The sequence below is a fragment of the Mycobacterium branderi genome, from assembly GCF_010728725.1.
Taxonomy (GTDB): Bacteria; Actinomycetota; Actinomycetes; order Mycobacteriales; family Mycobacteriaceae; genus Mycobacterium; species Mycobacterium branderi.
This window is the reverse complement of sequence record NZ_AP022607.1, coordinates 343,033-356,240: the sequence shown is the minus strand read 5'-3', so window position 1 is coordinate 356,240 and position 13,208 is coordinate 343,033. Positions and strand designations below refer to the sequence as shown.

The 13,208-nt window shown below is 67.2% G+C and carries 13 protein-coding genes; 5 read left to right on the top strand and 8 right to left on the bottom strand.

What is annotated here, in order from left to right:
* Positions 1-108: 108 nt before the first annotated feature.
* The 8 genes from G6N47_RS30115 to G6N47_RS26700 all read right to left on the bottom strand — a co-directional run bounded on the left by G6N47_RS30115 (position 109) and on the right by G6N47_RS26700 (position 8,594).
* Positions 109-243 carry a hypothetical protein gene (locus G6N47_RS30115; protein ID WP_264007162.1) on the bottom strand — a complete coding sequence of 45 codons (135 nt, stop codon included), beginning with the start codon at positions 241-243 and terminating at the stop codon, positions 109-111.
* Positions 244-865: 622 nt separating this feature from the next.
* On the bottom strand, positions 866-1,804 hold the full coding sequence (locus tag G6N47_RS26730) for a DUF4333 domain-containing protein (RefSeq protein ID WP_083132737.1): 939 nt from the start codon (positions 1,802-1,804) through the stop codon (positions 866-868).
* 163 nt (positions 1,805-1,967) lie between these two features.
* The gene (locus G6N47_RS26725) at positions 1,968-2,336 is read right to left on the bottom strand and encodes a DUF4189 domain-containing protein (protein ID WP_083132736.1); all 369 of its coding nucleotides are present in this window, start codon (positions 2,334-2,336) and stop codon (positions 1,968-1,970) included.
* 79 nt (positions 2,337-2,415) lie between these two features.
* Positions 2,416-3,153, bottom strand: coding sequence for an LppX_LprAFG lipoprotein (locus G6N47_RS26720; RefSeq protein ID WP_083132735.1), 738 nt, complete (start codon positions 3,151-3,153; stop codon positions 2,416-2,418).
* 472 nt (positions 3,154-3,625) lie between these two features.
* On the bottom strand, positions 3,626-3,844 hold the full coding sequence (locus tag G6N47_RS26715; RefSeq protein ID WP_083132734.1) for a hypothetical protein: 219 nt from the start codon (positions 3,842-3,844) through the stop codon (positions 3,626-3,628).
* A gap of 188 nt (positions 3,845-4,032) precedes the next feature.
* Positions 4,033-6,051 (bottom strand): serine/threonine-protein kinase, encoded by a 2,019-nt coding sequence (locus G6N47_RS30110; protein ID WP_083132733.1) that lies wholly within the window; start codon positions 6,049-6,051, stop codon positions 4,033-4,035.
* Positions 6,052-6,067: 16 nt separating this feature from the next.
* Complete coding sequence (locus G6N47_RS26705) at positions 6,068-7,279, bottom strand: DUF7373 family lipoprotein (protein WP_083132732.1); 1,212 nt, start codon at positions 7,277-7,279, stop codon at positions 6,068-6,070.
* Between the two features lie 28 nt (positions 7,280-7,307).
* Positions 7,308-8,594, bottom strand: a complete 1,287-nt coding sequence (locus tag G6N47_RS26700; RefSeq protein ID WP_083132731.1) for a DUF7373 family lipoprotein — start codon at positions 8,592-8,594, stop codon at positions 7,308-7,310.
* 310 nt (positions 8,595-8,904) lie between these two features.
* Here G6N47_RS26700 and G6N47_RS26695 point away from each other — a divergent pair, with 310 nt between their 5' ends.
* The 5 genes from G6N47_RS26695 (at position 8,905) to G6N47_RS26675 (ending at position 13,203) form a co-directional block, all read left to right on the top strand.
* Complete coding sequence (locus tag G6N47_RS26695) at positions 8,905-10,011, top strand: hypothetical protein (RefSeq protein WP_139799582.1); 1,107 nt, start codon at positions 8,905-8,907, stop codon at positions 10,009-10,011.
* Positions 10,012-10,338: 327 nt separating this feature from the next.
* The gene (locus G6N47_RS26690) at positions 10,339-11,052 is read left to right on the top strand and encodes a sensor domain-containing protein (protein WP_083132729.1); all 714 of its coding nucleotides are present in this window, start codon (positions 10,339-10,341) and stop codon (positions 11,050-11,052) included.
* A gap of 109 nt (positions 11,053-11,161) precedes the next feature.
* On the top strand, positions 11,162-11,566 hold the full coding sequence (locus tag G6N47_RS26685) for a hypothetical protein (protein WP_083132728.1): 405 nt from the start codon (positions 11,162-11,164) through the stop codon (positions 11,564-11,566).
* Between the two features lie 25 nt (positions 11,567-11,591).
* The gene (locus G6N47_RS26680; RefSeq protein WP_083132727.1) at positions 11,592-12,683 is read left to right on the top strand and encodes a hypothetical protein; all 1,092 of its coding nucleotides are present in this window, start codon (positions 11,592-11,594) and stop codon (positions 12,681-12,683) included.
* Positions 12,684-12,780: 97 nt separating this feature from the next.
* Positions 12,781-13,203, top strand: coding sequence for a DUF2628 domain-containing protein (locus G6N47_RS26675; protein ID WP_139799581.1), 423 nt, complete (start codon positions 12,781-12,783; stop codon positions 13,201-13,203).
* Positions 13,204-13,208: the final 5 nt, after the last annotated feature.

Sequence of the window (13,208 nt, the reverse complement as noted above, 5' to 3'; positions counted from 1 at the left end):
TTGGCGCTGGTGTGCCGAGCGGGTCGGCGGCGATGGTGGCCAGTCCGTCGGCGGGCCATGCTGGCTTAAGTCGATCAATGGATTGGGTTGTGGCGGGGCTAGCATCGATCAATCGGTCGCGGAACCGACCACCTCGATTCGGCAGGTCGGGCCGTGCGCGCGGGCAAGCCGCGCGTCCAACGTCAGCAGCGCCGCATCGAATGCCTCGGCCAGCGCGACGTAGAAAGCATCCCAACCTCGCACCGAGTCCCGTAATTGCCACGCCCGCCCGAGCAGCCACTGGTGTCCGAACCGCTCGCCCGGGCCACTCGCGCAGGTCGGTCACCGCTTGTCCGGCGGCAGTACCGTCCAGCTGGCCACGCAGATGCTGAGCGCGGATCACTCCCGTTACTTCCACGTCGATCACATGCGGCGCCGTATTAGTGTGGCGATCCCGACTGCCCAGGCGTGTCGGCTGCGCGACCGATGGTCGTGCCGCTAGCCGAGCGGCTTCACGGCGCAGCAGTTCAGGGACCGTGATCCCTTCCTCGCCGGCGCGACGCACAACCCTGCATACACATCGTCATCGATGCCACGGATCTGCACGGTCTTCGGCATATTTACATGGTGTCATGCAGAAACGCAGGGCCGGTGCAGTGTGCGATCGGTGCGTCTTTGCGAGGTCACGGCCCTTGCTATCTGCGGCTGGTCCGCCAGCCCCGGCCGGTGAGCACTATTCAGCCTGGAGCGTAGGTCTATTGCTATCGGTTGCGTCCTACCGAGGTATTCGCCAGTGAGGACCGGGCAAGCCGGGCTAAAGCCGGCGTGTCACAACACCTGAGCGGCAACGTGTTTCGTCACCTGCCGACAGCTGTCGAGCGGGTGGTCACTTGGGTCTGCCGACCTCGTAGGCACCTTTGTCGTCGTGGAACGTGACGGTCACTTGCCGCTTGGTGCCGTCGATGGTGACCTCGCAGTTGAAGGTGTCACCCTTTTTCACGGTCGGGTTCTGACCGTTGTTGCACTTGACGCCCTGGACGTTCTTGACCCCGTATCCGTTTGTCTGGTCGGTCAGAATCTGCTGAACGCCGTCCTGGGCCTTGCTGATGTCGAGCTTCTTGGTGAAGAAATAGTCGCGCATGAAGAAGCCCACAACCGCCGCCGCCACGACGACGATGAGCAGCAGCGCTCCGGCCACCGCGGCGATGCGGCCCTTGGAACGCTTGGAGCGCTTGGGAGCCCCGCCCGGTCCGAATGCGTCGCCGAACTGCGGAGCTCCTTGAGGCTGTGCGTTCCAACCGCCGTACTGGGCCTGCGGCTGGCCGTACTGCGGGGCGCCCTGGCCCGGCTGCTGCGGGTAGCCGGGTGGCTGCCCGTACTGCTGGTGCTGGCCTGCCGAAGGCGACGACTGCTGGTATTGCGCCGTTTGTTGCGACTCCGATTGGCTCTGCTGGTATGGCGCGGCCGGCGGCTGGTATGACGGCTGTGGCGGTGCCGGCTGCCCCCAGGCGCGGGTCGCGTCGGCGTTGCCGGGCTGCTGGCCCGCCGCTTGCTCTGAACCGGCCTGCTGCGGCGGAGCCGACGGGCCCCACGCCCGGGTCGCATCAGCGTTACCGGACTGCTGCCCGGCCTGCTCGGGCTGCTGCGGCTGGGCCGACGGCCCCCAGGCGCGGGTCGCATCGGCATTGTCGGACTGCTGGCCTGCCGCTTGCTCTGAACCGGCCTGCTCGGGCCGCTGCGCGGGCCTCGTCTCCTCCTCCGATGGACCACCCGACTGTGAAGGCGTCCACGGCCGGGTGTGTTCGGGTCCCTCCGGTGCGCTCATGGTCCCTCCGTTCCTCTGCGCTGCGCGCCATCGCCACATGCGCCGGTAGCGCCGGCGTTAGCGTACCGCCACCGGTTGGCGCGAAACCGGCGTTGGCGGCCATAGCAACTCCCGGTAAGGTCCGGGCGCCGTCGCACCCTTTCGCGGATCGGGACCCGCGCGCTCAGTTGCAGATCCAGGTATCGATCCAGCTGCCGGGAAGCCGCGATTTGGCGTCCGCCATGGCAGCGGTAATGGTGGGCCCAACCCCGCCCTGGTAGTAGCGACCGTCGTTTGCGACGGCGCCGCAGCCGGTGAAGCTGGACAGCACTTTGCAGTCGGTGTAGCCACACGCGCCGACGGCGAGCTGTTCGGCGGCCTGACGTGTTTCCCAGTCCGCCGTTCGGCCCCACGAGCCGTTGGAGGAGTACGCGATCGCGCCGTAGTAGATCGCCGCGTGCGCCGCGGGGCTCGCGGGGGTGATCGTCGCCCCCACCAGTGCGGCGCCGGCGACTGCGATGCAGACCGCAGCTCGTCGAGCGGTCATTGCCATGATGGTTCCTTTCCCCGGCCAGTGACCCGGTGAATACATGAAAACAGTTGTGATCCTTGCGATTTGGTCAGCACAAGAACTAGACCGGCTTGGTGGCGGTGACCTGCTTGCCCCACTCGGAAAGGTTCATCGTGATCGTCGAATTCGACACCGGAGTCAGCTCCGCCTTCACCAGGTGATACGAGCCGTCGGTGGCGATCCAGACCGCGACGGGCATCTGCGTTTCCTGCTCCGGCTTCTTGGGCGAGCCCGCCAGCAGCGCAATGTCGCTCGATGAGCAGGTTCCGGTGATCTTCGTCGTGGCGATGCCATTGACCTGCTCGTTGCCGGCGCTCTTCGGGTCCTTCATGTTGGCCAGCACATTGGCCAGTCCCTTGTCCGGGTCGAGGACCGCCCCGATGTTGTAGATCGACGCGCCGTTGCCGAAATCGGTGTACTTACCGGGCTCGCCGAGGTCGGAGTAGAAGTGGTCGTCGACGTAGACGAACTTCACGGTTTGATCGCCGCCCTCCTTGCCGAGGCTCACCTTCGCCGTACCGGTGGCTACCGGCTTGGGCTTGGTGGACATGTCGCCGTCGACTTCGGCGACCTTGAGGTTGGGGATGTCGCCCTGGGCGGTCAGGTTCATGTGGGCCCCGGAGACCTTGCGCATGGCGTCGGCGGCTTGCTTGACGATGTTCGCGGCATCCGACTGGTTCGCGCTCGTGGCGGGGCCCGACCCGGCATTCTTGCCGGAAGTCGAGCAGCCAGTGAGCGCCAGCATCACCGCGACGACGGCGGATACGGCGATTACACCGGCACGAGACCGGAAAGTCATAGAGATCTCCTCTTTCGTTGGGGCCGCAGCACGGTCGCCGCGAGCAAAATCTCAACCAAGCAGGCTTGCGAGCCAGGAGCATAGCTTAACTGCGACACCGCAGATGCGGCCGCACTTTTTCCAGACCCGCGCAAACCGGGTGAGCGTGAAAACCGGCCGGCCACGTCGCTGCTGAGAAGCGGTGCGCGCCACGGCCGGTGGCCATCTTGGGCGCCGGCGGCAAATACCACGGACCGTGCCACAGCGCCTGTGGCGGCGCGTGCGGTGTCATTCGCCTTGTGCCCCAGTATCTTTGCGGTGCGCTGTGATGATGCGCCGGTTCGGGGGGCGAATTTGCCCGTTACGGTGTCACCGAACTGCAAGCGCGCGGGCGGTTTTCGCGTCGCAAAATCGCTGAGGGCCTGTTGCGCAGCATCATCCGCGTACACCGAGCCCGCATCCCGGTGTGTACGGCGATTGGCCGGCTCGCCGCTCAGCATGCCGCCAGTGCCGTCCCGTGCATCATCGAGCGGCGGCGCGGCACGATCGAGCGGCGCAGCGCGGCGCTGCGGCCGCGCACCTGCGTGGCGTGCTCTTGCCAGCGCGGAGAGCCGGCCAAGGCGACGCGGGTCAGGGTGTTGGCGATGATGAGCCGATCGGGCGCCTGGGTGGCGGCCGTGAAGAGGAATTCGATCGCCATGGTCGCGGTCACGGGTGGGTCCTTCCGAACGGTGAAGCATCGTGTTGCTGCAACTGTAGCGCACTATTCGTAGCGCTGCAACAGTTTGTGCTACGGAATTTTCCGGGACGAACACAAAGCCGTAGCGGCACAGGTCTTGGGAGGTGTTCGTGCAGGTAGACGGGGCGTAAGCACCGCCGCGACCGGCCCGGCGGGCGGGGCTAGTGGACCTGCTGGGCCAGCAGACTGACCAGATGTGAGTTCAGGTATTCCGTAGCGGCGTAGCCGCCGGTGTTCAGCGCGGCGATCACGTTGGGATCGTCGACGATGACCATCGCACCGCGATACGTGGTGAACTGGTCGGGCAGACCGCCGTACCCGCCGCCGCCGGCGAGCTTGTCGGTGCGCACCACCACCAGGACATCGGCCTTGAAGATGTCGTAGAGGCTGGCGCCCGTCGTCTTGCGGGTGTCACCGGGATCGCTGGAGGTGCGCTTCAGCGTGTCGATGTAGCGAAATCCCAGCCCCTCCAGGTAATTGCTGGCGCTGCTGGGCCGCAGGGTCGCGGTGACCCCGTCGTCGCTGACGTTGACCGTGGCGATGCTCTTGCCGTCGAACGCGGGGTGCTTACCGCGCAGGTCGTCTTGCTGGGTGCGGGCCTTCTCGATGAGCTGCTTGGCTTTGTCGTCGTGACCCAGGATCCGTCCGATCCAGGTCAGCTGATCCTGCCAGCTCCATCCCGGGCCGGCATTCTGCGGCCGGGTCACGGTGGGGGCGATCGCGGCCAGGGCGTTGTAGGTGGCGTCGTCGATGCTGCCGGTGCCGATGATGACGTCGGGCTTGGCGGCGGCGATCGCCGCGGTGTCGATCCTGGTCGGCGTCGTCGGCGTGCCGGTGACCATTTGCTTTTCCCATTCGGGCAGGGCGCTCGGGGCGACCAGGGCCACCGGTTGCACTCCCAGCGAGAGCACCGCGTCGCCGTCGCCGGGCGTGAGCGCGGCTACCGCGTGCGGCTCGGCGTCGATGCGGACGCTTCCGTGCACGGTGTCGAACGATTGCGGCGAGTAGCCGTGGCCGGAACCGCCGGTGAAGAGCAGGGCGCCGATCGTGGCGGTGGCGATGAGCACCACCGCGGCGACGGCGGCGATGATCCACCCGCGCCGCGACCGCGGCGGCCGCGCGGCCTCGGGTGGGTGCGACGGTGGGCGCAGGTCGTGCCGCTGGCCGTGCACGGCGGGCGGCGCGGCCGGTGGTGCCCCGCTTGCAGCGTGCTGCGGTCCGCTGAAGTATCCGCTGGGATAGGTGTGCACATCGCCGGTCGGCGGGGGGCCCTGCGGTGGCCGCCCCGACCATTGGGTGCGCGGCGGTTCGGGCGGCGGCGCGGGCCGGCTCACCGGTCTGGTGGCCGGCTCTTCGAGCGCTTCAGCGGCCGCGAGCGCCAACTCGCGGGCTGTCTGGTAGCGCTGGTCGGGGTCTTTGGCCAGGGCCTTGGCGATCACCGCGTCGATGGCCGGTGGCAGGTGCCTGACCCGGTCGGTGACGCGGGGGGGCGGCTGGGATAGGTGGGCGGCCATCACCGCGGCCATCCCGCCGGATGACGAGAACGGCGCCTCACCGGCGAGCATCCGGTACAGCGAGCAACCCAGCGCGTAGATGTCGGCGCGCCCGTCGACGTGGCCGGTGCCCAGCGTCTCGGGGGCGGCGTAGGCGACGGTGGCCATCACCATCCCGGTTGCGGTCAGCCCGATGCTGTCGTCGAGTGCGCGGGCGATGCCGAAGTCGGCCAGCAGCACCCGCTCGTCGTCGGGTGCCAGCAGAAAGTTGGCCGGTTTGACGTCGCGGTGAATCAGGTTGCGCCGGTGCGCGTAGTCCAGCGCCTTGGCGACCTCGCCGGTGATGTGGACCGCGCGTTTGACGGTCATGCGGCCTTCATCGAGCTCGTTGTGCGCGTCGCTGCCGGCCACGTATTGCATAGCGATCCACAGCTGGCCGTCCTCGGTCTCGCCGCGGGTGTAGACGGTGACGATGTTGGGGTGGTCCAGGGTGGCGGCCAGGTCGGCTTCTCGGATGAACCGGGCGCGAAATGACGGGTCGCGCGACAGCTCGGAGCTGAGCACCTTGAGGGCGTCCTTGCGCGGCAGCACCGGGTTCGCCGCCAGATACACCGTGCCCATACCGCCGGAGCCGAGCACCTTCTCGATGCGGTAACCGGCGACCACCTCTCCCGGGCTTAGCACCATGTCGTCGTCCCCCGCCCTACTTACCGGCGAGGATGCGGTACTGGGCCGACGCAATCTGCTTCGCCTGGGCTTCCTGACCGGCCATCGCGATGTACGCGTACCGCTCGACGGCAGCCAGGCACGCAAAGCGCAACGGGCCGATGTTCTCGCCCTGGTCGAAGCACTTGGCGTCCGGCAGGCCGTTGATACCGGGCATCGGCTTAGCCGCGGTGTCGAGCACGAACCGGTTGACCACGCGGGCCGCCCCGGTGGCGTCGTGGGCCTGATACACCCGGGTGCGCCAGCGCTGGGTGACCACCTCGACACCGGCGGCGGTGAACAGCTGCCCCGCTTCGGCGGGGTCGTATTCGAAGTGCAGCTCGGCGCCGGGCTGGTAAACCCCTGCCGTGGGCAGCGGGTTTTCCCCCTGCGTCGGCGGCATCGTGCGGGCCAGCAGCTGGCCGGTCGGGTCGACCGGCAGATCGGCCAGCTTGTCCGGATCGGTGGGTTGGAAGTCGTCGATTCGGGATGCCTGTATGTCGAGGGCGGTGGCAACCAGCTGGTCGTCTATCTCGGGCCGGTCCTTGGTGTTGGCGAATTGATACAGGACGTAGGGGCCGTGCGCGGCGTAGCTGGCCACCACGTGGCCCCACACCTTGTTCTCGAACGACGCCGCGAACGCCTCCGGGTGGCGCGGAATCGTCACCGGCACGTGGGGCGTGGTGACCGACGATTCCATCCGCAGCTCTGCGGCCCCCATCTCCTTAGCGGCCGCGGCCGCCGCGTCGGCGTCGGGAAATCGCATCACCATATTCGACAAGCCCTTCGCCTCGCCGGGGCCCATCAGGTTGCGCGAGCTGACAAACGCGGTGATGAAGCTATGTGCGGCCGCCGCCTGGGAGGGCTCGTCGCCGATTTGCGCTTTGAGCGTCTTGAGGGTGGACAGCGACCCGTTGGGCAAGGCCTGCTTGCGCAGGGTGGCGTCGACTTCCCATGGCCCGGTGACGAATTCGGCCATCCGCACCGCCTCGAGATAGGCGCCGTTCTCGGGGGTATCGGCTTTGCCGAACGGGTGGGTGGCATGCGTCGGGTACGGGCCGGTGTCCAGCAGCGCCACGTCCACCGAATCGCTCGATCCGGGGGCCTTCATCGCCTCCCCGACCACGGTCGACGCACAGCCGGCCACAAACCCCGGACACAGCGTCGCGGCCAGCGCCGCCGTGGCCGCCCGGTGCCTCAGCGTCGGCATGATCGCCTCTCGGGGGTCGGCGCCGGGCTCATTTGGCCATCAGCATGCGGTATTGGGCGGCGGTTTGTTGCTGCGTATCAGACAGTTGGCCCGAGGATGCTTCGATCAGGTACCGATCGGCCACCGCATAACACGAGAAGGAAGCATTCGGGTCTTTGCCGGTGGGTGCAAAACACTTGCTGCCCGGCAGGTGCGGCACCGGCTCGGCGGGTTTGTCCGGCGGCTGCAGCAGCGTGGTCACTTCATCGGCGAATGCGTCGCGCAGCTGGCCGGCGGCCGTCTCATCGATGGTTTCATAGACATTGGTCTTTCCCGCTGCAACGTGTGCGACCCCGGCCTTGTTGAAATTCTCCGCGTCCTTGATCGGATCGAGCTGATAGTTCAGCGCGGCCCGCGGCTCGAAGACCGCCATCATGTTGGGGTTGTCGGCGTAGGTGCCGGTGCGCGGCAGGACGCGGGCCAGCAGCCCGGTCGGGTCGCGCGGCAGATCGGCGAACCCCGCCGGGTCGGCCGCATAGAACCGGTCGATGAGCGGCTTTTGGCGATCCAGGGTGCCCGAAATCAGTTGGGCGGCCGCATCGACGCCGTCTTTGGATGTCGCGTATTGATACAACACGTAGGTGCCGTGCGGGGTGAACGACATGACGGCACCGACCTTGCCATGTGTCTCATCGTCGGGCAGGTCGTAGGTGGATGCCTGCGCGTCGGAATGACCCGGGATCGGCATGGGCCGCTTCTGGTAGATGTCGACATTGACCGTGAGCGCCTTGGCCGACATGTCGGCGGCCGCCGCCGCGGCGGATGCCGGGTCGGCGAAGCGCAGCACCGCGTTGGTCAGCCTTCTTGCCAGCTCCGGACCTTCCATTCTCCTGGTGGAGGCGAACCCGAGGAGGAAGTGGTCCGGTTGCGCCGCCTCGGCGATCTTGGAGTCGGTGATGTTGCCGAAGCCCTTGTTGATGCCGGGCGACATGTCTTCGATCACCGACGTCTGGAACGAGATCCCCGTTACCAGGGCCGGATCGACCTCCCACGGGCCGACCACGTTGTTGGCCAACCGCTGGGCTTCCAGTACCCGGCCCTGCTCTTCGCTGCCGGCATTGCCCAGTGGCGGTGCCGGTGTGGTCGGGTAGTTGCCGGTATTCAGCGACGCGACGTCGACCTGCCCACCGCCCGGGTTCTGCCCCTGGGCGGCCCCGGGCGCCGTCATCGGCGAACCTGACACCACGCTGCTGCCACAGCCGGCCAGCATCGTCACCGCCGCGGCCGCGACGGCGACGCGGCGCACGAGCTGAACCGACCCGACGTCCTTAATCATCGCGCTGCTACTCCTTTGTGGCCCTCGGGAAATCTACCGCACCGCCTATCCCTGGCACGGCAAACTATGCGCGCCGCGCCTTGTCCTGGTCGCAGCGATCCGACCCTTGCCTCGGCGCGGCCGGGCAGGTGAAGCGTGCGATGAAAACGCTTCGCAGCCCGGCGCCTCGTGCCCACCCCGGCGGCGGCCGACTGCAATTGGCTGCCCCTGCCGCGGGCCGCGGCCACTTACTATGTTCGCGTCGGGCGTGGCGCCCCCCGCGCAGCAGTTGCCGATCGATGCGGACGCCCAGCTAAGGGGAGAACAGCTGATGAGTACTCCGTGGCCGCCCGGCAACGAGCCCAACCGATCCGATGCCAGGCCGGCGCAAGGCCGCAACCCGGCGCCGCGCGACCCTGACCAGACCGAAATCGTCGGCCGCGGCGGCCAGCAACGTTCGGGCGCCGATCACGGGGATCCAGCGGGCGAGGCGACGCGGGTATTGCCGCCGGGCGGACCCGAGCGCGGCCGTGAGCAGTACGATGCCGGGATGCAACCTCCCTCGGCAGGTTTCCCGCCGCCACCCGGCGGCCAGCCACGTGATCCACGGCAGCCGGGCACTCCCCGTTACGGCGGCCAACCCGCTGCCGGCGGCTACGGCCAGCAACCGCCCTACCCCTACGGCGCGCCACCCCCGTCCGGTCCTGCCCAACCCGGAACCAATTACGGCAACCAGCCCGGCTACGGCCAGGGCGGTTACGGCCAGCAGCCGGGATACGGTCGGCCGTCCTATCGTCCCGGCGGGTACGGCGCACCGGGCGCCGGGCCCGATTCGAAGCAGATCATCACCTGGATCGCGCTGGGCGCGATCGGACTATTGGGGCTGCTGGGCGCCATCTTGACCCTGACGCTGTGGATCAACGTGAGCAGCGCTGTCAGCCACGCATCGGATGCCTGCAACGAGATCACCGGCCAGTACTCCGACCTGTGCAAGCAGACCGTCAAGAGCAAGGCACCCGGCGTCCCCGCCGCCCTGGTGATCTACCTGGTGCTGATCATCCTGGGCAGTCTGGCGGCTCTCGGCGGTGCGATCAGCGTTTTCCTCAAGAAACCCGTCGGGCACTTCCTGCTCCTGGGCGGCGGCGCCGCCATGCTGTTGTTCGCGATCATCTGCGAAGCCCAGTACAGCGCCACCGGCCGAATCACCTACGACCTGATCGCGGGCCTGTTCATCGCCGTCGCCGGCGGCCTGATGTTCATCCCGGCCGTCCGGATGGCCCTGGGCCTGCCGGCCAGGCCGACCGGTGGTAGCTCCGGGCACGGCGGTCCGTGGCACGGCGGCGGTCAGCAGCCCTACGGCCAGCAGCCTTACGGCCAGCAGCACCCGGGCCAATACGGCCAGGCCGGCCCGGGTGGCTACCGGCCGCCCCAGTGGTAGCAACCGAGTCCTTGTAGCGGCGCCAGATCGCCTCGCCGTCGCGGCGAAACTGTGGCAGTGCTGCTACAGCTATGTGTGTGTTCACCGTAGCGCCGGCTTCGATATCGGCCGTGCCGCCGGCAACCTCGCGAGTCGCGACGAGGCGCCGAAAGGCCAGTTCAGCGGATTCATCTGCGCCGTGACGCACATCCATGGCAGGCCGCGTCACCACACCGCCCTCCACCCGCCACAAATTAATGGAACCAGACTGTTGCGTTGCTACGGTTTGTGGGTTACGGTCATAGCACCTGAAGCGCTCCGCTTCATCCGAGCCAACGAGGAGTAACCATGATCCGCAAATCCGCCGCCGTCAGCCTGACCGCCCTGGCTGTTGTCGCCGGGGCGGCGGCCGGGATGCCGACCGCCGCCGCGGCTCCGTCGGGCCCGATCCCGCAGTTCTGGGAAAGCGGAAACGGCAGCGACCTGGCGGGCCTGCTGCTCAAGGAGAACCAGGTCGCGCCGCTGGTCGGAGTGCCCAGCGTGAAGGTGCTCAACAAGTCCGCCAAGTTCTACGACGACAGTTCCGTGATCGACAACGCCGAGTGCCTCGGCGCCTGGGCGCCGGCGCAGGCCAAGTCCTACGACGGCAGCGGTGCCACCGACGTGCGCTCCGAAGTGATGGGTCACAACAAGCTGGTCATCCTGCGCGACCGGCTGGTGGTCGAATCGGTGGTCGGTTTCCCGACCGCGGATCAGGCGAGCAAGTATCTGGATCACGCGGCCGACAGCTGGAAGGGCTGCGCGAACCGGCAGGTGACGACCACACCCGACGCTTCCGACACGCCCCAGCAGTGGCAATTCGGTCAGCCCGCCGTGGAGAACAACGGCACGGTGATCACCCTGAAGCGAACCAGCACCGGGGAAGGCCTCGGGGCATGCGAACGCGCAATGGGCGGACGCTACAACGTTGCCATCGACGTCATGGTGTGCGGCGGCGACCCCACCGGCCAGGCCGCCAAGATCGTGCCGGAGATTGGCAAGAGCATTCCGAAGGCCGGCTGATGGGCCCGGGCACCACCTCGGCCGACAGTGCCCGTCAGTCGCGGCCAGCTGGTGCTCCGCTGCCCGTGCCGGTCCCTTACACTCGCTGACACTTTCACAGGAGAAACCGATGACCTTCCCGCACAACCCGATTCAGTACGACTCATCGCCGCCGCCGCAGCAAGCGCCCTACCGCAAACCAATTGTTTTGTGGACCATCTCCGCGCTGTGCTGGGTCCCCGCGGCGGTCCTGTTGTTGGGCCTCCACCAACGGCTACCCGGGACGCTGCTGATGGCGGTCTCGATACTCGCGGCCAGGCTCGCGCTGGCCAACCGCGCAAAGCCCTCCGGCGGAGGGCAATTCCCCGTTTCGCACAGTTATTCCCCGCCGCCGCAACAGTATCCGTACTCCGGCGGCTATGCCGCACCCCAGCAGCAGTACCCGTACCACGGGGCCTATCCCCCAGCGCCGCAGCAGTATCCCTACCCCGGCGCCTATCCCCCGCCGCCGCAGCGCTTCTCGCCGCCGCGGTAGTTGCAGTCTCGCGGATCGGGATCTGATGAACTCGCAAACCATGTGGGCACGGATGGTGGTGGCGCCGTGGTGGGCGCGCTGGCTGGTTAACGGGTTGGTGAGTGCGGTGATGCTCACCGCGATCGTGGCGGCACTGTTTCCGGGATTTGTCGGCAGGACCGGCTGGCTGTGGGCGCTGGTGTCGCTAGCCGGATTGAGCCTGGCCGTTGCCGGGCCGATGGTCTACTTGGAGAAGCCGGTACGACACCAATACGCCGCGGCCCTCACCGGGCTGAATCTCGAGCAGCGCAGTCAGGTCAGCAGGGCACTGCGGCGCGGTGAGGTTCCCTCCGATCCTCGCGTCCTGGCCTCAGCCATCCGGGTGGGCACCGTGAGCCTGGCCTACCTTCGTCGCGCGACCCGATGGCAGACAACGGCAAAGTGGTGGATGCCCGCGATGTACCTTGTGCTTGCCGTGCTGGCGTTCGTCGACAACGACATACGGCGCGGGCTGCTATGGACCGGATTCACAGTCTATTTCGCAACATATTTCGCATGGACCTCGTACAAGGCGCGGCGACTACCACAGAATGTTGAGCTGCTACGCGCAGCCGCCACCGATATTCCTGAAGCAGCGGCTGCAGCGAGCGAGACCGAGGATTCCGTCGTCTTGCCGCCGCGGCGAATCTTGGCGACGCTGCTGGTGATTGCAGTGGCTGGAATCGGTTTCGGGACAATAGGTTACCTATCGGGAGCATTCGAGAGCCACACGGCGGGTCTCACGCCGGAATGCCACACCGCCAGTGATGTCGTCGACTTCATCTACGCGCATCGCGACATGCTCGACCCCAATCTGATCACTGCCGGCGATCCGGACCTGAGCCGGTACCAGGACTGGTCAAATCAGCTGCAGAACTACGCGCGCCAACCGTCCACACCGGAGGTTTCCCGACACCTGCGTCGGATCGCTGAACTATCCGCACAGGCGGTGTCGCAGGTGCAGGACATACGAAAAGACCCGGGGGCCAGCCCATCGCCGGACGCCATCCATGACCAAAAAACCGCCTACCAGAACACTGTCAACGAGCTGGTCTCCGAAGAAAAGGACCTCGTATCAGCCTGCCATCCACATAGCTGAACCGCCGTCGCCACGCAGTTGATGTCCGGGTCTGATCGTGCCGGGCCGGTGCAGATTCATGCGGGTCCGCGACGCGGCGCGGCTGTAATGTCTGAGTGTGCCCGAAAGCTACGACATCAACGACGTCCCGCAGCGCTGGCAGCAGCGCTTCGCCTTCTTTGACGCCTACGGGTTGCCGTCGTCGTCACCGGCGGCGCGGGAAGCCTACAAGGCGCTGCCGTTTGGCGCCAGGTTCCGTCTCACCGGCAACTTCCCGGCATTCTTGTTCGGGCCGTTCTATTTCATGGCCAAAGGCATGTGGCGCAAAGGAATTACGCTGCTCGCGGCGGCGATCGCCCTCGCGGCGGCGATGGTTGTCCTCCCAGTACCGGATTCGATCGCTCGCCCGGTGGGTGTGGCATTCGCGGTGGCAGTGATGCTGACCGCGAACTACGCCTACTATCTGCACGTCGTCAAGCGCAGCCGGTCATGGAATCCGCTTGAAGGATGGAGTGGGCGCCGCGCCCGTACCGACAGTTGACCGAA